The organism is Microbacterium sp. LMX7-1.2 (assembly GCF_040675935.1).
Lineage (GTDB): Bacteria > Actinomycetota > Actinomycetes > Actinomycetales > Microbacteriaceae > Microbacterium.
In genome coordinates, this window is record NZ_JBEGIL010000001.1 from 2,553,519 (window position 1) to 2,570,967 (window position 17,449).

Consider the following 17,449-nt stretch of genomic DNA (forward strand, 5'->3'; position numbering starts at 1 on the left):
CGAGCGTAACGCGGCGCTCCCGACGGCGCCCGATCAGCTCACCGTGCCCGCCCTCGACGCCGCGCCGTCGTCGTCGATGTGCAGCAGCGACGCCTGCGACTGCTCCTGCTGCAGCTGGAACTCGAAGCGCGAACGATCACCGCGATGGTGCGCCACGAAGTACTCGATCGGGATGCCGTCGGCGCCGCGACTCACACTGCGCAGCCGCAGCAGGGCGGAGCCCGCGCTCACGCCGAGGTGCTGAGCCTGCTCGTGCGTCGCGACCGTCGCCTCGGCGGAGCGGACACCGCTCGTCGCGACGATCCCGTTGTCCGCGAGCACCCGGTACAGCGACGCCTCGGACAGATCGACGCCGAGCGTGACGCCGCCGATGTGCTCCGGCATCCACGTCGTGGACAGCGACCACGGCTCGTCGTCCACGTGCCGCAGACGTTCGAGCACGACCACAGGGGTCCCGGGAGCCACCTCCAGCGCGGCGGCGATCTCGTCGTCGGCCAAAGCCTGCTCGTGCCGCAGTACGTCGCTGTGCACGTGGCCGCCTCGGCGCTCGACGTCGTCGTACAGGCCGACGAGCGTGTGCACCAGGCTCTCCGCCGTGCGCGGGCGCGACACGAACGTGCCCTTGCCCTTGACGCGTTCGACGAGTCCTTCGTGCTCGAGCTGCGCGAGCGCCTGGCGGACGACCGTGCGGGAGATGCCGTACCGCTCGCACAGCCGGTGCTCGCCGGGCAGCGGATCGCCCGGCTGCAGACCGTCGCGGGCGATGCCCTCGATGATCAGCTGCCGCAGCTGGTCGTACATCGGCGCTGCGGAGTGCCGGTCGATCGAGTCCTCCATGTCAGTACGCCACTCCCGCGTGCAGGATCACGTTGGCGTACGGCGTGAACTCGCCCGAGCGCACGAAGGCGCGGGCGCCGTGCGTGAGCTCTTTGAACTCCACGTGCGGCACGAGCGTGATCTCGAAGTCCTGGTCCGCGAACCGCTCGCGCAGCGCCGCCAGCACCTCGGGACTCTTCTCGGCGATCTCGGCCGACACCGTCGCACCCTCGACCACGAGTTCGGCGAGCACGGTGTCGAGCACGTCGAAGAACGCGGGCGCGCCGGGCCGGTACGCCAGGTCGATGCGCTCCGAGCCGGGCGGGATCGGCAGGCCGGCGTCGGTCACCACGATGAGGTCGGTGTGGCCGGTCTCGCTGATCACGCGGGAGAGCGCGGGGTTGATGGTCGTGGCGGTCTTGCGCATGGGGGCTCCTCGGGCGGCTGATGCTGCGGGTCGGGCGGCGGGTGCGGCGGCTCAGGCGGCGGCTTCGCGGGCGGACAGGAACGCGTCGACCTCGGCGCGCAGCGGCAGGCTCGGCGACGCGCCCTGCTTCGTGACAGCCAGCGCCCCGGCCGCGGTCGCCAGGCGCACCGCCTCGTCGAGAGTGCTGCCGTTCGCGAGTGCGGCCCCGAGATAGCCGGCGTAGGCGTCACCCGCGGCCGTGGTGTCGACGGCCTCGACCGGGAACGGGGGGATCACGGTGGCGCCCTCGGCCGTGACGACGCACGATCCCTGACCCGCGAGCGTGATGACGGCGGCCCCGACCCCGCGGTCGAGGAACCAGCGACCCGCGCGCTCGGCCGAGTCGGCGTCCGTCACCTCGACGCCGCTGATGAGCGTCGCCTCGGTCTCGTTCGGCGTCACGATGTCGATGCTCGACCACACCTCGTCGGGGAGGGATGCTGCGGGGGCGGGATCGAGGATCACGGTCATGCCGTGCTCGCGACCGCGCGCCGTGATGTGCGCGGTGAGAGCGGAGGGCGTCTCGAGCTGCGTGAGCAGCACCGACGTGGTCGGCGCGAGCGCGGCGAGGGCGTCGTCGATCTGCTCGGGGCTCAGCGCCGCGTTCGCGAGAGGCACCATGACGATGTCGTTCTGCGCCGAGGCGTCGACGCGGATGTGCGCGATGCCGGTTGGGCCGGGCACGGTCCGCAGGTGCGCGAGGTCGACGCCCGCGTCGCTCAGCCCGGTCACGACGAGGTCGTGGAACAGGTCGTCGCCCACGCATCCGACGAAGCTCGTGAGCGCCCCGGATCGTCCGGCCGCCACGGCCTGGTTCGCGCCCTTGCCGCCCAGCATGAGCGTGAACTCGTCGCCCAGGATCGTCTCGCCGCGCGCGGGGAGTCGGGTCGAGAAGGTGGTGACGTCGGCGGTGACGCTTCCGACGATCACGACTCCGGTGCGGTCGGCCGAGGCGGCGGGGGTCATGGCGCTCCTGATCGTCGTCGATCCGCGGGCTTTGACAATCGTCCGCGGCTGTCATTACATTAGCCGAATCCGAACCTGTAACGACAGGTTGCGATCGAGGAGAGCCATGACCGCGCCGTCCCCCCGTCTCTACGTCGACAGCGCCGACCTCGAGCGCGTCTCGTCGCTCCTCGCGACCGGCGTCATGCACGGCGTCACGACCAACCCCACGATCCTCGAGCGCGGCGGGCGCACCGCCGCCGAGATCCCGGACCTGTACGCCCGGTGGGCGAGCGAGGGCGCGCGCGAGATCTTCTTCCAGACCTGGGGCGGCGACACCGCGTCCTTCCTCCGCAACGCCGAGGGGATCCGCGCGCTCGGCGACCTCGTCGCGGTCAAGGTGCCGGCGACGCGGGAGGGCTTCGCGGCGGCATCCGCCCTCGTGCGCGACGGCGCGACCGTGCTCGTCACGGCCGTGTACTCCGTCGCGCAGGCGCTCGCGTGCGCGAGCATCGGCGCGCAGTACATCGCGCCATACCTGGGTCGCATGCGGGATGCCGGGATCGACGGCGACGCCGTGATCGCGCGGATGCAGGAGGTGTGCGCCGGAAGCGGATCGAACGTGCTCGCCGCGAGCCTGCGCTCACCCGACGACATCACCGGCCTCCGCCTCGCCGGGGTGCCCTACTTCACGGCGGCTCCCGACGTGCTCGACGCCGTGCTGTCCCACGAGGTCAGCGACAGTTCCGCCGCCGAGTTCGACGCGGCCATGGTGCGGCTCGGGGCCTGACGCCCGGCAGCGATTCGACGCGGGGTGTCAGGCCGACGCCGCCTGACGCAGCCACCGTTCCACGCCCGCGATGTGCGCCGTCGCGAGGGACGTCGCGAGGATCGGATCGTGCTGCGCGACGGCATCCGCGATCGCCCGGTGCTCCGACAGCGTGCGCTCGACGGCGCCGCCCTCGGTGAGTCCGCGCCAGACACGCGCCCGCACGGTCTGGCTGCTCAGGTGCTCGATCAGGCTCGCGAGATAGGCGTTGCCCGACATCGCGACGATCTCGCGATGGAACCGGATGTCGTGCTCGACGAGCTCCTCGATGCTGACGTTCGCGTCGACCGAGGCGACCTCCTGCTCGAGGTGCGCGATCGCATCCGCCGTGCCGAGCGTCGCGGCGAGACCGGTGGCCTGCGACTCCAGCATCCGACGCACCGCGAAGATCTCCAGCATCGAGTCGTCGTCGTGCATGTCGACGACGAACGAGATCGCCTCCAGCAGCAGATGGGGTTCGAGGCTCGTGACATAGGTGCCGTCGCCGCGTCGCACGTCGAGCACCCGGATGACCTCGAGCGCCTTCACGGCCTCGCGCATCGAGTTGCGCGACAGGCCCAGACGCTCGGACAGCTCCTTCTCGGGCGGGAGGCGATCGCCGGGAGCGAGCTCGCCCGACACGATCATCGCCTTGATCTTCTCGATCGCCTCGTCTGTCACAGCCATGGCGTCATCCTAGCGATTCATCGGATGTCTGAGGCAGGATGGTCGGCATGCGCGTACTCGATTCGCACCTGCACCTCTGGGACCCCGAGGTTCTGCACTACACCTGGCTCGAAGGGCCCCTCGCGTGGCGCTTCGCCGACACGGAGATCGAGCACTCCCGCGTCGAGCGGGCGACCACGGAAGCGTCGGTGTTCGTCCAGGCCGAGACCGTGGAGGACGACTTCCTCGACGAGGTCCGCTGGGTCGCGGGCCTGGCGCCCGCACTCGACGTGGTCGGCATCGTGGCGGGTGTGCGACTCGACCGCGGCACCGACACCACCGCGCACCTGGAGGGGCTCGAGGTCGAGCCGCTCGTCGTCGGCGTGCGGCACCTCCTGCAGGGCGCGGACGACGGACTCGCCGGGACGGCCGCATTCGTGACCGGTGCGCGCGAGGTCGCCGCCCGAGGATGGACCTTCGACGCCTGCATCCGCCCCGACCAGCTGCCCGAGGTCTCGCGGCTGGCCGCCGCGGTGCCCGAACTGCGCATCGCGCTCGACCACCTCGGCAAGCCCGCGGTCGGTACGGCGGACGCACCGCTCACGCCGACCCCGGAATGGGTGCGCGACCTCGCCGACCTCGCGCGGCATCCGCTCGCCGTCTGCAAGCTCTCCGGGCTCCCGGCCGAGGCTGGGGGGAACTGGACGCGCGAGCAGCTCGAACCCTTCCTGGATGCCGCGGCCGACGCGTTCGGAGCGGACCGGCTGATGTGGGGGAGCGACTGGCCGGTCTCGGTCATCGGTCCCGCGGAGCACGACGACCCGCATGCGCCGGAGGACGGATCGCCCGCGTACCAGCCGCACGGTCGCGACCGCTGGGCCGAGACCGTGACCGCGTGGGCCGAGGAGCGCGGTCACGACGTCGACGCGATCCTCTGGCGCAACGCCTGGGAGTTCTATCGGATCGGCGAGCGCCGCGAGGCCGCGGATGCGTCGGATCGGCCGCGCCGCGGCATCCTGGGGTGGCTCCGCGGGGAGTGACGTGAGCGGGCCGTCCCGATCCGCGGACCTCGTCCCGATCCGCGGACGGATCGGCTGATGCCGTCGGCGGATCGGGACCTGTCCCGCAGATCGGGCGGGGTCAGCTGCCGACGGGGCGCAGACGCAACCGCGCCATGCCGCCGTCGATCTCGAGGAACGTGCCCGTGGTCGACCCCGCGTCCGGGCTCACGAGGTAGGCCACAGCTGCGGCGACCTCCTCGGGCGCGACCAGGCGGCCGTGGGGCTGCCGGGCCTCGAGCGCCGCGCGCTCCGCGTCGGGATCGGATGCCGTGTCGAGCAGTCGTCCCACCCACGGGGTGTCGGCCGTGCCCGGGTTGACCGCGTTCACGCGGATGCCCTCGCGCAGGTGGTCGGTCGCCATCGCGCGGGTGAGCGCCGCGACCGCGCCCTTCGACGCGCTGTACAGGGCACGCTGCGGCAGCCCCGTGGTCGAGGCGATGGATGCCGTGTTGCACACCGCCGCGCTCGGGGACTTCCGCAGCCAGGGCAGCGCCGCCGCCGTGACGCGGGCGATGCCGGTCACGTTGATCGAGAGCACGCGAGCCCACTCCTCGTCGTCGTTCGCCGTGATGTCGCCCTGCGCACCGATCCCGGCGTTGTTCACGACGATGTCGATGCGGCCGAAGCGCTCGGCGACCGCGGCCACCGCGGCGTCGACCGACGTACGGTCGGACACGTCGGCGGTGAACGCCGCGAACGCGGCATCCGCTCCCGAGGTGTCGCGGTCGAGCACGGCGATCTGCGCCCCGTCGGCGTGCAGGCGCGCGGCGATCGCGGCGCCGAGTCCCGAGGCCCCTCCCGTGACGACCGCGACGAGTCCGTTCAGTCCTTCGCTCACTTCTGCGCCTCCCAGGCCACGAACTCGTGGCGTTGACGCCCGAGCCCGTCGATCTCGATCTCGACGACGTCCCCGGCCTTCAGGTAGGGGAACTTCCCGCCGAACGCGACGCCCTGCGGCGTGCCCGTCAGGATGAGGTCGCCCGGTTCGAGCGTCACGTACTGCGACAGGTGGTGCACGATCGTGCGCACGTCGAAGATCATGTCGTCGGTGTTCGAGTCCTGGCGGGGCTCGCCGTTGACCCAGCTGCGCAGGCGCAGAGCGTCGACCTCGACCTCGTCGGGGGTGACGAGCCACGGTCCGGTCGGATTGAAGCCCGGGGCGATCTTGCCCTTCGACCACTGCCCTCCGGAGACCTCCATCTGGAAGGCCCGCTCCGAGACGTCGTCGGCCGTGACATAGCCCGCGATGTGGGCCTCTGCCTGCTCGGGGGAGTCGAGGTAGGCCGCACGGGCGCCGATCACGATGCCGAGCTCGACCTCCCAGTCGGTCTTCTCGCTGCCGCGCGGGATCGTCACCGTATCGTGCGGCCCCACGACCGTGTTCGGGGTCTTGAGGAAGATGATCGGCACCGTGGGTGGCTCGGCGCCGGACTCGCGGGCGTGAGCTGCGTAGTTCTGGCCGATGCAGATGACCGCGCTGGGACGCGCGATGGGGGAGCCGATGCGCAGGTCCGCAGCGCCTTCGAGGGGTACGAGCTCGCCCGCGGAGCGCGCGGCGGCGATGCGGGCGGAGAAGTCGCTCGCGAGGAACGCGCCGTCGACATCGGATGTCACGGGGCGAAGATCGAGGTGGACGTCGCCCTCGACGAGGACGGGGATCTCGGCTCCGAGGGGTCCCAGGCGTGCGAACTTCATGTCTCTCCTGCTCAGTCGGATCGTCGTGCAGACCGGCTGCGTCGACGCGGCCGGCCTCGTTGACAGTATAGACATCGGATGTTTACACTCCAAGAGATCCGCACGAATCCCATCCGTGCCCGAGAGGAACCCGTGAGCCGCATCGTCGCCCTCGACACGACCGACATCCGCTTCCCCACGTCGTTGAGCCTCGACGGCTCCGACGCGATGAACCCGGACCCCGACTACTCGGCCGCCTACGTCGTCGTGCGCACCGACGCCGGCGACGGCCACGACGGGCACGCGTTCGTCTTCACCATCGGGCGCGGCAACGACGTGCAGGTCGCGGCGATCGACGCGCTCGCCGGACACCTCGTCGGGCGAGAGATCGAACCGCTGCTCGACGACATGGGCGGGACGTTCCGCGACATCATCGGCGACTCCCAGCTGCGCTGGCTCGGACCCGAGAAGGGCGTCATGCACATGGCGATCGGCGCCGTGATCAACGCGCTGTGGGACATCAAGGCCAAGCGCGCCGGCCTGCCGCTGTGGCAGCTGCTCGGCCGGATGAGCCCCGAGGAGATCGTCGACCTCGTCGACTTCCGCTACCTCACCAACGCGCTCACCCGCGAGGAGGCCCTCGAGATACTCCGCGCCGCCGTGCCGGGCCGGGAGGACCGCGAGCGCGAGCTGCTCGCGACCGGATACCCGGGGTACACGACCAGCCCCGGCTGGCTCGGCTACTCCGACGAGAAGCTCGAACGACTCGCCCGCGAGGCCATGGGCGACGGCTTCACGCAGATCAAGCTCAAGGTCGGCGCCGACCTCGACGACGACATCCGCCGGTTCCGCAAGGCCCGCGAGGTGTGCGGACCCGACTTCCCCATCGCGATCGACGCGAACCAGCGCTGGGAGGTATCGGAGGCCATCGAGTGGGTGAACGCACTCGCCGAGTTCCACCCCGCCTGGATCGAGGAGCCCACGAGCCCCGACGACGTGCTCGGGCACGCCGAGATCGCGCGCGGCGTCGCGCCCATCCGCGTCGCCACGGGCGAGCACGCCCAGAACCGCGTGATCTTCAAGCAGCTGCTGCAGGCCGAGGCGATCTCCGTGATGCAGATCGACGCCGTGCGCGTCGCCGGCGTCAATGAGAACATCGCGAACCTGCTGCTCGCAGCCAAGTTCGGCGTGCCGGTGTGCCCGCACGCGGGCGGCGTAGGGCTCTGCGAAGCCGTGCAGCACCTGTCGATGTTCGACTTCGTCGCCGTCACGGGCACGAGGGAGGGGCGCATGATCGAGTTCGTGGATCACCTGCACGAGCACTTCGTCGTGCCCACCGACATCCAGGGCGGCTCGTACATGGCGCCCACCGCGCCGGGAGCGGGCATGGAGATGAAGGCCGACAGCATCGCGGACTATACGTGGACGGGCGCGCATGTCACGGTCTGATCGACTGACCGTCCCGACGCTCGGCTACGGCGCCGCCAACGTCGGCAATCTCTTCCGGGAGCTCACCGACGACGAGGCCTGGGCCGTGCTCGACGCGGCGTGGGAGAGCGGCATCCGCTTCTACGACACCGCACCGCACTACGGCCTCGGCCTGTCGGAGCGGCGCCTCGGCGCGTTCCTGCAGACCAAGCCCCGCGAGGAGTACGTGCTGTCGACCAAGGTCGGCCGGCTGCTGCGCCCCAACCCCGCCCACGCGGGCGGACTCGACACCGCGAACGACTTCCACGTACCCGACGATCTGCAGCGGGTGTGGGACTTCTCGGCCGACGGCATCCGCGCCAGCCTCGACGAGTCGCGCGAGCGGCTGGGCATCGAGCGCATCGACCTGCTCTACCTGCACGACCCCGAACGGCACGACCTCGATCTCGCGCTCGCCGAAGCGCTTCCCGCCCTCGAAGGTCTTCGAGATGCCGGGGAGGTCGCCGCGGTCGGCATCGGATCGATGGTGTCGGATGCTCTCGCCGCGGCCGTCCGGGGAGCCGACCTCGATCTCGTGATGGTCGCCGGCCGGTACACGCTGCTCGAGCAGCCGGCGGCCGCGGACGTGCTGCCGGCCTGCCGCGAGCGCCGGACGGGCATCGTCGCGGCATCCGTCTTCAACTCCGGGCTGCTCGCCTCGGACGAACCGCGTCGCGACGGCCGCTATGAGTACGGGCAGCTGCCGGACGAGCTCTGGGACCGACTCGTGCGCATCGCCGCCGTGTGCGCCGCGCACGACGTTCCGCTGCCTGCCGCGGCGATCCAGTATCCCCTGCAGTCCGACGTCGTGCGCTCGGTCGTCGTGGGCGGGAGCCGGCCGGAGCAGCTGCGGCAGAACGCGGAGCACGCAGCGCGGGACATTCCGGCTGCGCTGTGGCAGGAGCTCGCGGCGGAAGAGCTCATCCCAGACTGAGGCCCGCGGGGGTGGGGACGCCCAGCCGAGATCCGGTGAACCGTGCGAGATACGGATGCCGGAGGGCGAGGCGTCCGGACCTGGCGCGGTTGACCGGATCTCAGACGGAGTCGACAGCTCGGGCCGGAGTCGGCGGGGTGCCTGCGCCGACGGGGGTCAGCGCCCGAGGGTCGACTCCCGCACGACGAGCTCGGCCGCGAACGGCGTCGGCTCCGGCAGCGGCGCGCCCGGATTCGCGAGCTGCTGCAGCAGGGCGGCGCCCGCGGCGCGACCGATGTCGTACCCCGGCTGCCGCACGCTCGTGAGCGGGACGACGGACTGGTGGGCCTGCGCGACGTCGTCGAATCCGACGAGTGCGACGTCTTCCGGGACGCGGATGCCGTGCCTCAGCAGCTGTGCGAGCACGCCGATCGCGACCATGTCGTTCGCGGCGAACACCGCGTCGGGGCGCTCGTGCGGCGGCAGAGCGACGATGCGCGCCCCCGCCTCCAGGCCGTCCTCCGTCGCGAGATGCGCGACCTCGTCGACCTCGACGGTCGCGGAGGACTCGGCGACGGCATCCTGGAGCCCGCGCAGGCGGTCGTTCGACTGGCTCACCGACGGCGCACCGAGGAACAGGATGCGGCGGCGGCCGAGCGCGAGCAGGTGCTCGCCCGCGAGGCGCCCGCCCCCGCGGTCGTCGAAGAGCACGGACCCGACCGCCGCGGACTCGCTGGTCGGCCCGATCACGACCGAGCGGATGCCGCGCTCCGCCAGCTGCTCGAGGCGCGGTACGACGTCGCCCAGCGGGTAGATCACGATGCCCTGCACCCGGTGCGCCTCGAACATGTCGATGTTGCGTCGTTCGAGGTCGCCGTCACGGCTGCTGTTGCTGAAGAACAGCGACCAGCCCTCCTCGCGCGCGATGTCCTCGACACCTCGGGAGAGCTCCTGGAAGTACGGGATCCACGCGTCGAGCAGCACGAGCGCGAGGGTACTGCTCGTCCCGGCGCGCAGCTGCCGTGCCGACTCGTTGGGCACGTAGCCGAGCTGTGCGATCGCGGCGCGCACCTTCTCGGCGCTCGCTGCGCCGAGCACGTGCGGATGGTTGAGGTAGTTCGAGACCGTCGAGGAGGAGACCCCGGCGAGGGCGGCGACGTCTTTGACGCTGGCGGGCATGGAGCTCCTCTGCTGATGCGGTGCGTGACCAGGCTAGTGCAGGACTTGGCACGTGCCAAGAAAGTTCTTGACAGTCGTGGGGCCGCGCACGTAGCGTGACTCGCACGTCGATTTGGCACGTGCCAATCGACGGAGGCGACGGTGCCGCACACCCGCCTCCGAGAGGTGCCATGAACATCGGATGCCACGGACTGGTGTGGACCGGACGCTTCGACGCCGAGGGCATCCGCCTGTCCGTCGAGAAGACCAAGCAGGCCGGCTTCGACCTCATCGAGTTCCCGCTGATGGACCCCTTCTCCTTCGACGTCGAGGCCGCACGGGACGCGCTCGCGGAGCACGAGCTCGCGGTCAGCGCCTCGCTCGGACTCTCCGAGTCCACGGACATCACGAGCGCGGATCCCGCGGTCGTCCAGGCGGGGGAGGAGCTGCTGCTGCGCGCGGTCGACGTGCTGGCCGAGCTCGGCGGACGCCACTTCTGCGGGGTGATCTACAGCGCCATGAAGAAGTACATGGAGCCGGTGACGCCGGAGGGGCTGGAGGGCAGCCGCCGCACGATCGCCAGGGTCGCCGAGCACGCCGCCGACCGCGGCGTCGAGGTCGCGCTCGAGGTCGTGAACCGCTACGAGACGAACGTGCTGAACACCGCTCGGCAGGCGATCGACTACCTCGCCGCTGTGGACAGGCCGAACCTCGGCATCCATCTCGACACGTACCACATGAACATCGAGGAGTCGGACATGTTCGCGCCCGTGCTGGACGCGGCACCGTCGCTGCGGTACGTGCACATCGGCGAGAGCCACCGCGGCTACCTCGGCACGGGGACGGTCGATTTCGACACGTTCTTCAAGGCTCTCGGACGCATCGGCTACGAGGGCCCGATCGTCTTCGAGTCGTTCTCCTCGGCCGTCGTGGCTCCGGATCTGAGCCGGATGCTGGGCATCTGGCGCAACCTGTGGACCGACAACGTCGAACTCGGCGCTCACGCCAATGCGTACATCCGGGACAAGCTCGTGGCGGTGGACTCGATCCGGCTCCACTGAGCGCTATATCGGTGAGGGCTTGATCTGAAATCGATTTCACTTAGACTGGGCCGCCGGGTCCCGGACAAGCTGTGACCCACTTGTTATTACAGATATTCCCTTTCCGCAGTCAGTTAGATACATTTAGATACAACTTGCGGTGCAGGCACCGCAGGCCGCAGAATTGATCCGATGTTTCCGGCTCGAACCGGAAACAGCGGAGACGACCTTCAAGGAAGCAGGTGAGCGCATGGGCGACCCCATCCTCCGAGTGGACGGGATCAGCAAGGGATTCCCGGGCGTGCAGGCGCTGAAGGACGTGCACCTCGAGGTGCACGCCGGCGAGGTGCTGGTTCTCGTGGGCGAGAACGGTGCAGGCAAGTCCACGCTCATGAAGATCCTCTCGGGGATCTATACCAAGGACGAGGGCACGATCACGTTCGAGGGCCGGGAGGTCGAGCTGACCAGCCCGCTGCAGGCGCAGCAGCTGGGCGTCACGATCATCCATCAGGAGCTCAACCTGATGCCGGACCTCACCGTGGCGCAGAACATCTTCGTCGGGCGCGAGCCCACGTCCGGCCCGTTCCTGTCGGAGCGCAAGCTCAACGCGCAGACGGCCGAGCTGCTGACGCGTCTGAACATCCGGCTCGACCCGCGGCAGAAGGTCGGCGAGCTCACGGTCGCCGAGCAGCAGATGGTCGAGATCGCGAAGGCGCTGTCGTTCAACGCCAAGGTCCTCATCATGGACGAGCCCACCTCGGCGCTGACCGACTCCGAGGTCGAGACCCTGTTCGTGCTCATCGAGCAGCTCAGGGCCGCCGGCACCGGCATCGTCTACATCTCCCACCGCATGGACGAGCTACGGCGCCTCGCCGATCGTGTCACCGTGCTCCGAGACGGCACATACATCGGATCACTGGAGAAGTCCGAGGTCAGCATCCCGAAGATCATCGAGATGATGGTGGGCCGCGTGATCGACGAGGGAACCCGTCCGCAGGCGCGCGAGCATGCGAACGACCCCGTGGTCCTCGATGTGCAGGGGCTGTCGACCAAGGCCCTCCTCAAGGACGTCTCCTTCCAGCTGCACAAGGGCGAGATCCTCGGCTTCGCCGGCCTCATGGGCGCCGGACGCACCGAGACCGCCCGCGCGATCATCGGGGCCGACCGCAGCGACGGGGGCGTCGTCACGATCGGCGGACGCTCCGTGCGCATCTCCCAGCCCGCGGATGCCGTCAAGCACGGCGTCGGCTACCTCTCCGAGGACCGCAAGCTGCTGGGTCTCATGCTCGAGCAGGACGTGACGTTCAACACCGTGCTCGCCTCGCTCGGCTCCTACGCCAACGCGATCGGCTGGATGGGCGACGGCAAGGCGAAGAACCGCACCAAGGACTACGTGCAGCAGCTGCGCGTCAAGACGCCCTCGGTGAACCAGGTCGTGAAGCTCCTCTCGGGCGGCAACCAGCAGAAGGTCGTCATCGCCCGGTGGCTGATGCGCGACTGCGACATCCTCATCTTCGACGAGCCGACCCGAGGTATCGACGTCGGCGCGAAGGAAGAGATCTACCGCCTGATGCAGCAGCTCGCTGATCAGGGCAAGTCCATCATCGTCATCTCGTCGGAGCTCCCGGAGATCCTCCGCGTCGCGAACCGCATCGCGGTCTTCGCGAACGGTCGCATCACCGGCACGCTCCGCAACGAGGACGCCAGCCAGGAGAAGATCATGCAACTCGCAGCCCACGGAGAGGAAGACTGATGAGCGCTCCGCAGAACGGATCGTCCACGACGACGATCATCCAGACGGCCATCGACGAGAACACCGACAAACGCGACGTCGTCGGGTTCCTCAAGCGCCAGGTCCAGCAGTCCCTCGCGTTCGGCACGCTGATCGTGCTCGTGATCTTCTTCTCGATCGCGAGCCCCAACTTCTTCACGTTCAGCAACATCTCGACCGTGCTGCTCTCGACGGCCGTCATCGGCATCCTCGCCCTCGGCACGACCTTCGTGATCATCACCGGCGGCATCGACCTGTCGATCGGAACCGGCATGGCGCTCTGCGCCGTGATGACCGGTGTGATCGTCACGAACATGGGGCTGCCGGTCTGGATCGGCGTGATCGGCGGTGTGCTCACGGGAGTCCTGATGGGTCTCGTGAACGGCATCAACATCACCTTCCTCCGCCTCCCGCCGTTCATCGCGACCCTCGCGATGATGATGATCGCCGGCGGTCTCGCCCTCGTCATCTCGAACGTCGCGCCGATCTACTTCTCGAGCTCGGCCCCCGACTTCAAGAAGATCGCGCTCGGCCTGATCATCCCCGGCATCCCGAACGCCGTGCTCATCACGGCCGCTCTCGCGGTCGTCGCGTGGCTGGTGCTGTCGAAGACACTGCTCGGTCGCTACACCTTCGCGATCGGGTCCAACGAGGAGGCCACGCGTCTCTCGGGCGTCAACACCCGCCGCTGGACGATCTTCATCTACATGTTCGCCGGTGCCTTCACGGGTGTCGCGGGCATCGTGATCGCCTCCCGCCTCGACTCCGCCCAACCGCAGATCGGCATGGGCTACGAGCTGCAGGCGATCGCGGCTGTCATCATCGGCGGCACCTCGCTGCTCGGCGGACGCGGCTCGATCCTCGGCACCGTGATCGGCGCGCTCATCATGAGCGTGCTCGTCAACGGCCTGCGCATCCTCTCGATCCAGACCGAGTGGCAGAACATCGTCGTCGGAATCGTCGTGCTGCTGGCCGTGTTCCTCGACTCGCTGCGCAACCGCCAGCACACCTGACCCATCCCGTAGCACCACCCGCAGTACGCATCATCACAGCAGTACCCACCCACCACAGCAGTACCCACCCACAAACAATGGAGTTTCCATGAAGTTCGGCAAGAAGACCGCATTCGCGGCACTCGTGGCCGCATCCGCCCTCGTGTTCGCCGGCTGTGCCGGCGGCGGCGGTGACGTCATCGAAGAGGGCAGCGGCGACGGAGGCAGCGGCGACGGCGAGATGTACATCGCCATGGTGTCGAAGGGCTTCCAGCACCAGTTCTGGCAGGCCGTGAAGAAGGGCGCCGAGGAGAAGGCCGAGGAGCTGGGCGTGCGCATCACGTTCGAAGGCCCCGCAGCCGAGACCGAGATCGCCCAGCAGCTCGAGATGCTGACCGCCGCCATCGACAAGAACCCGGACGCCATCGCCTACGCCGCCCTCGACCCCGAGGCGTGCGTCGCCCCGCTCGAACAGGCCAAGTCGAAGGACATCCCGGTCGTGTACTTCGACGCCCCCTGCGACGGAGACGTGGGCCTGAGCCTCTCGGCCACCGACAGCAAGGTCGCCGGCGCGCTGGCCGCCGAGCACATGGCCGAGCTGATCGGCGGATCGGGCGAGGTCGCGATCGTCGGCCACTCGCAGATCAACTCGACCGGTGTCGAGCGTCGCGACGGCTTCGTCGAGAAGATGGAAGCCGACTACCCGGACATCGACATCGTCGACATCCAGTACGGCGACGGCGACCACCTGAAGTCGGCCGACATCGCCAAGACCCTCATCGCCGCGCACCCCGACCTCAAGGGCATCTACGGCACCAACGAGGGCTCCGCGATCGGCGTCGTCAACGCCGTGAACGAGCTCGGCCTCGAGAAGGGCAAGATCACGATCGTCGGCTTCGACTCCGGCGCTGCGCAGATCAACGCGATCAAGGACGGCACGATGGCCGGCGCCATCACGCAGGACCCGATCGGCATCGGCGCGCAGGTCGTGCAGGCGGCGTACGACGCCGCGAACGGCAAGTCGGTCGAGAAGTTCTACGACACGGGTTCGTACTGGTACGACAAGACGAACCTCGAGGACTCGAAGATCGCCGCGGTCCTGTACGAGTGATCCTCTGAGAACGGGAGAGCCCCTCGCCTTCGGGCGGGGGGCTCTTTCGCGTGTGTGGCCCGGATGCCGACGCCCCGTCTGGGCCTGCCCGGATGCCGACGCCCCGTCTGATTGCCGACGCCCCGTCTGATCGACGTCGGTCAGCGGGGGCGTGGGCAACCAGCCGGGGCGTCGACGTGGAGGCGAAGAGGCGTGGAGGCGAAGAGGGCAGAGGGATGCCGTCAGAGGCGGCGGAGGAACGTCAGGACGGACGACGGCTCGACGATGAGCTGCTGCAGCGCCTCGTTGAAGGGCTTCCCGGCGGGGGAGGCGAGGTGCGCCTGGAACGCCGCCTCGTCGCGATAGACCTCGTACACGAAGAAGCGGTCGGGATCGTCGACGAGACGGGTCGCGTCGAACACGACGTTGCCCTCCTCGGCGCGCACGCCCTCGGCGAAGTCCGCGAGCAGCGCAGCGACGCGGTCGCCCTCGCCCGGGCGCGCCGTGAAGGTTGCGTGGAGGATGGTCGGTGCGGTCATGAGGGACTCCTTCGGGGCGGATGCTGCGAACTGGGTGTCGTGCGGGGATCCGGCGCGTTTCGTCTCGCTTCGCTCGCTCAACGACCGAGTAGCGGTCGTTGAGCGAGGAGCGCAGCGACGAGACGAAACGCCTACGGAGACGTCAGGGTCAGGAGGCGGGCGGGGTTCGCGATGAGCATCCGGTCGACGGCGTCGTCGCCGACCGCCGCACGCAGCCGGGGCACGTAACGTTCGCCGAGGTAGGCGAGGCCCGGCATCCCGCCGTACGCGATGTAGCGGGTCGCGCGCGCCACGTCGCCGCCGAGCACCACGCGGTCGCCGGCGCCGCGCGACACAACGGCTTCGGTGAGGGCCAGCAGCTCGGCATCCGATCTCGTGCGGGGGCGGGCGAAGCCGTCGTACCCCAGGTAGGCGCCGCGTTCGGCGAGCGAGACGTGCAGTCCCGCGTCCGGGTCCCGGTCGGCGTGCGCGAGCACCACGCGCTCGGCGCCCACGCCCTCGGCGCCGAGCAGATCGAGCACTTCGTGCGCGGCCGTGCAGAACTCCAGGTGCACCATGATCGGGGCCCCGGTGGTGCGATGGGCGGCGGCGAGGGCGCGCAGGGTCGTGCTCTCGAAGTCGCTGATGCGCCAGTAGTCGACGCCGCCCTTGAGCAGTCCGGCACGCGCGGGGGCGCCGCCGGGGGCGAGTGCCCGTGTGCCGTCGGGATCGGTGTCGTCGCGCGGCATCCCCTCGGCGATCTCGCGCACGAACTGCCTCGTCAGGGTCTCGGCATCCTGATGGCGCGTCTGGTGGTCCGCGGAGTAGTGCGCCTCGCGGTGGCGTCCCGTCGTCGCGACGATGCGGAGTCCGGTCGCGGCGCTGATGCGCGCGAGCGCCTCGGGGTCGCGGCCGAGGCCGACAGGCGTGGCGTCGACCATCGCCGCGAACCCGCTGTCACGCAGCAGTGCGGCCTCGGCCCCCGAGCGCTCTTCGTCGTCGAGCTCGTCGCCCGGCAGCAGCGGCGACACCTGGAACAGGTGCTCGTGATAGTCCGTCGTCCCCAGATCCGCCGGGTCGACGTCGCCGAGGACCGTGCGGATCATCGGCGCACCGACTCCGCCGCCTCGGCCAGACGCTCCACGATCTCGGGCGTGAGCTCCAGCTCGAACACGTCGGCGACGACCTGCGACCATCCGTGGATGAAGTAGCGCCAGCCGTCGACCACGTGCAGGCGGCGCGCGGCCTCCTGCGCGCGGGCCTGGTGCAGGAACTCGAGCGTGCCGCGGTAGTTGAACTCCCATACCCACGCGTCTTCGGGGAACACCACGTCGTCGGGCAGCGGAGAGCCTGGACGGTCCTTGCCGAGACCGGTGGCGTTCACGATGAGCGATCCGGCGGGGGCGGCGGCGACGACCGCGGCAGCCTCCTCGACCGAACCGGTGCGCACGTACTCGATGAGGCCTTCGCGGGTGCCGTGCTGGCGATGGACCTCGCGCAGATGCTCGAGCTTCTCGTCGCTGCGGGCGGTCACGGTGATCTTCGTCGGGGCGTCCTCGCGCTCCGCGAGAGCCCAGCTCAGAGCGGTGCCCGAGCCGCCGGCGCCCAGGATCACGACCTCGGCGCCCGTGCGCGCGAAGTGGTCTGCGGGCAGGAAGTCGTTCAGTGCGAGATCGACCGTGAGCGGATCCTTCGCGCGGCCGATCAGGAGGTCGCCGCGCTTGGAGATGCTCGAGATCTCGGAGCACGACACCGCGAACGGATCGAGCTCGTCGAACAGGTCGGATGCCGCGGCGAACACGTTCATCTTGTGGGTCGTCACGAGTGCTCCGCGGTGGTGCGGGTCGTCGCGGATCTGCTCGACCATGGCGCGGTATTGCGCGGGGGTCGCATCCATGGGCAGGTCGTGGCCCACCAGCTCGGTCGTCGGCAGGTCGAGCACCTCCGCCCACCGGGGGAAGACCTGCATGATCGACGACGAGCCGGTGCTCACGCCCACGAAGCCCATGTAGCCGCCGGTCGTGGTCGGCGTGTTCTCAGTGATGGTCATGTCGGTCCTTCAGG

At 69.6% G+C, this 17,449-nt stretch carries 18 protein-coding genes; 8 read left to right on the plus strand and 10 right to left on the minus strand.

Annotated elements, in window-relative coordinates; genetic code table 11:
• Positions 1 to 33 precede the first annotated feature (33 nt).
• From MRBLMX7_RS12475 to MRBLMX7_RS12485, 3 genes are read right to left on the minus strand one after another with little or no spacing between them, the layout of a single operon-like run.
• Positions 34 to 837 carry a GntR family transcriptional regulator gene (locus MRBLMX7_RS12475; RefSeq protein WP_363368966.1) on the minus strand — a complete coding sequence of 268 codons (804 nt, stop codon included), beginning with the start codon at positions 835 to 837 and terminating at the stop codon, positions 34 to 36.
• 1 nt (position 838) lies between these two features.
• Positions 839 to 1,243, minus strand: a complete 405-nt coding sequence (rbsD, locus tag MRBLMX7_RS12480; protein ID WP_363368968.1) for a D-ribose pyranase — start codon at positions 1,241 to 1,243, stop codon at positions 839 to 841.
• Positions 1,244 to 1,294: 51 nt separating this feature from the next.
• A complete protein-coding gene (locus MRBLMX7_RS12485; RefSeq protein ID WP_050722222.1) occupies positions 1,295 to 2,248 on the minus strand; it encodes a ribokinase in 954 nt (317 codons plus the stop codon).
• Between the two features lie 106 nt (positions 2,249 to 2,354).
• On the opposite strand from MRBLMX7_RS12485, the gene MRBLMX7_RS12490 reads away from it, so the two are divergent.
• The gene (locus MRBLMX7_RS12490; protein WP_363368971.1) at positions 2,355 to 3,017 is read left to right on the plus strand and encodes a transaldolase family protein; all 663 of its coding nucleotides are present in this window, start codon (positions 2,355 to 2,357) and stop codon (positions 3,015 to 3,017) included.
• 27 nt (positions 3,018 to 3,044) lie between these two features.
• On the opposite strand, the gene MRBLMX7_RS12495 is transcribed toward MRBLMX7_RS12490, so the two are convergent.
• On the minus strand, positions 3,045 to 3,722 hold the full coding sequence (locus MRBLMX7_RS12495) for a FadR/GntR family transcriptional regulator (protein WP_363368973.1): 678 nt from the start codon (positions 3,720 to 3,722) through the stop codon (positions 3,045 to 3,047).
• A 47-nt stretch (positions 3,723 to 3,769) separates the two neighbouring features.
• On the opposite strand from MRBLMX7_RS12495, the gene MRBLMX7_RS12500 reads away from it, so the two are divergent.
• Positions 3,770 to 4,741 carry an amidohydrolase family protein gene (locus MRBLMX7_RS12500; RefSeq protein WP_363368975.1) on the plus strand — a complete coding sequence of 324 codons (972 nt, stop codon included), beginning with the start codon at positions 3,770 to 3,772 and terminating at the stop codon, positions 4,739 to 4,741.
• Positions 4,742 to 4,841: 100 nt separating this feature from the next.
• Here MRBLMX7_RS12500 and MRBLMX7_RS12505 read toward each other — a convergent pair whose 3' ends face one another.
• The gene (locus MRBLMX7_RS12505) at positions 4,842 to 5,600 is read right to left on the minus strand and encodes an SDR family NAD(P)-dependent oxidoreductase (protein WP_363368977.1); all 759 of its coding nucleotides are present in this window, start codon (positions 5,598 to 5,600) and stop codon (positions 4,842 to 4,844) included.
• Positions 5,597 to 6,457 carry a fumarylacetoacetate hydrolase family protein gene (locus MRBLMX7_RS12510; RefSeq protein ID WP_363368979.1) on the minus strand — a complete coding sequence of 287 codons (861 nt, stop codon included), beginning with the start codon at positions 6,455 to 6,457 and terminating at the stop codon, positions 5,597 to 5,599. The genes MRBLMX7_RS12505 and MRBLMX7_RS12510 overlap by 4 nt, the downstream gene beginning before the upstream one ends.
• Before the next feature lie 132 nt (positions 6,458 to 6,589).
• Here MRBLMX7_RS12510 and MRBLMX7_RS12515 point away from each other — a divergent pair, with 132 nt between their 5' ends.
• Both MRBLMX7_RS12515 and MRBLMX7_RS12520 read left to right on the plus strand, forming a co-directional pair.
• Positions 6,590 to 7,885 carry an L-fuconate dehydratase gene (locus tag MRBLMX7_RS12515; RefSeq protein WP_363368982.1) on the plus strand — a complete coding sequence of 432 codons (1,296 nt, stop codon included), beginning with the start codon at positions 6,590 to 6,592 and terminating at the stop codon, positions 7,883 to 7,885.
• Positions 7,872 to 8,837, plus strand: coding sequence for an aldo/keto reductase (locus MRBLMX7_RS12520; protein ID WP_363368984.1), 966 nt, complete (start codon positions 7,872 to 7,874; stop codon positions 8,835 to 8,837). Before MRBLMX7_RS12515 ends, MRBLMX7_RS12520 begins: the two co-directional genes overlap by 14 nt.
• Before the next feature lie 156 nt (positions 8,838 to 8,993).
• On the opposite strand, the gene MRBLMX7_RS12525 is transcribed toward MRBLMX7_RS12520, so the two are convergent.
• Positions 8,994 to 9,995: a LacI family DNA-binding transcriptional regulator gene (locus tag MRBLMX7_RS12525; protein WP_363368986.1), complete on the minus strand. Its 1,002-nt coding sequence runs from the start codon at positions 9,993 to 9,995 to the stop codon at positions 8,994 to 8,996.
• Positions 9,996 to 10,165: 170 nt separating this feature from the next.
• Here MRBLMX7_RS12525 and MRBLMX7_RS12530 point away from each other — a divergent pair, with 170 nt between their 5' ends.
• From MRBLMX7_RS12530 to MRBLMX7_RS12545, 4 genes are all read left to right on the plus strand, one after another.
• The gene (locus tag MRBLMX7_RS12530; RefSeq protein WP_363368988.1) at positions 10,166 to 11,035 is read left to right on the plus strand and encodes a sugar phosphate isomerase/epimerase family protein; all 870 of its coding nucleotides are present in this window, start codon (positions 10,166 to 10,168) and stop codon (positions 11,033 to 11,035) included.
• A gap of 229 nt (positions 11,036 to 11,264) precedes the next feature.
• Positions 11,265 to 12,767, plus strand: a complete 1,503-nt coding sequence (locus tag MRBLMX7_RS12535) for a sugar ABC transporter ATP-binding protein (RefSeq protein WP_050722230.1) — start codon at positions 11,265 to 11,267, stop codon at positions 12,765 to 12,767.
• Positions 12,767 to 13,798, plus strand: a complete 1,032-nt coding sequence (locus MRBLMX7_RS12540; protein ID WP_363368990.1) for an ABC transporter permease — start codon at positions 12,767 to 12,769, stop codon at positions 13,796 to 13,798. Before MRBLMX7_RS12535 ends, MRBLMX7_RS12540 begins: the two co-directional genes overlap by 1 nt.
• A gap of 88 nt (positions 13,799 to 13,886) precedes the next feature.
• Positions 13,887 to 14,888: an ABC transporter substrate-binding protein gene (locus MRBLMX7_RS12545; RefSeq protein WP_050722231.1), complete on the plus strand. Its 1,002-nt coding sequence runs from the start codon at positions 13,887 to 13,889 to the stop codon at positions 14,886 to 14,888.
• 221 nt (positions 14,889 to 15,109) lie between these two features.
• On the opposite strand, the gene MRBLMX7_RS12550 is transcribed toward MRBLMX7_RS12545, so the two are convergent.
• From MRBLMX7_RS12550 to MRBLMX7_RS12560, 3 genes are all read right to left on the minus strand, one after another.
• Positions 15,110 to 15,406 carry a putative quinol monooxygenase gene (locus tag MRBLMX7_RS12550; RefSeq protein ID WP_363368992.1) on the minus strand — a complete coding sequence of 99 codons (297 nt, stop codon included), beginning with the start codon at positions 15,404 to 15,406 and terminating at the stop codon, positions 15,110 to 15,112.
• Between the two features lie 131 nt (positions 15,407 to 15,537).
• Positions 15,538 to 16,491: a phosphotriesterase family protein gene (locus tag MRBLMX7_RS12555; RefSeq protein ID WP_363368994.1), complete on the minus strand. Its 954-nt coding sequence runs from the start codon at positions 16,489 to 16,491 to the stop codon at positions 15,538 to 15,540.
• The gene (locus tag MRBLMX7_RS12560) at positions 16,488 to 17,435 is read right to left on the minus strand and encodes a shikimate dehydrogenase family protein (protein ID WP_363368996.1); all 948 of its coding nucleotides are present in this window, start codon (positions 17,433 to 17,435) and stop codon (positions 16,488 to 16,490) included. Before MRBLMX7_RS12560 ends, MRBLMX7_RS12555 begins: the two co-directional genes overlap by 4 nt.
• Positions 17,436 to 17,449: the final 14 nt, after the last annotated feature.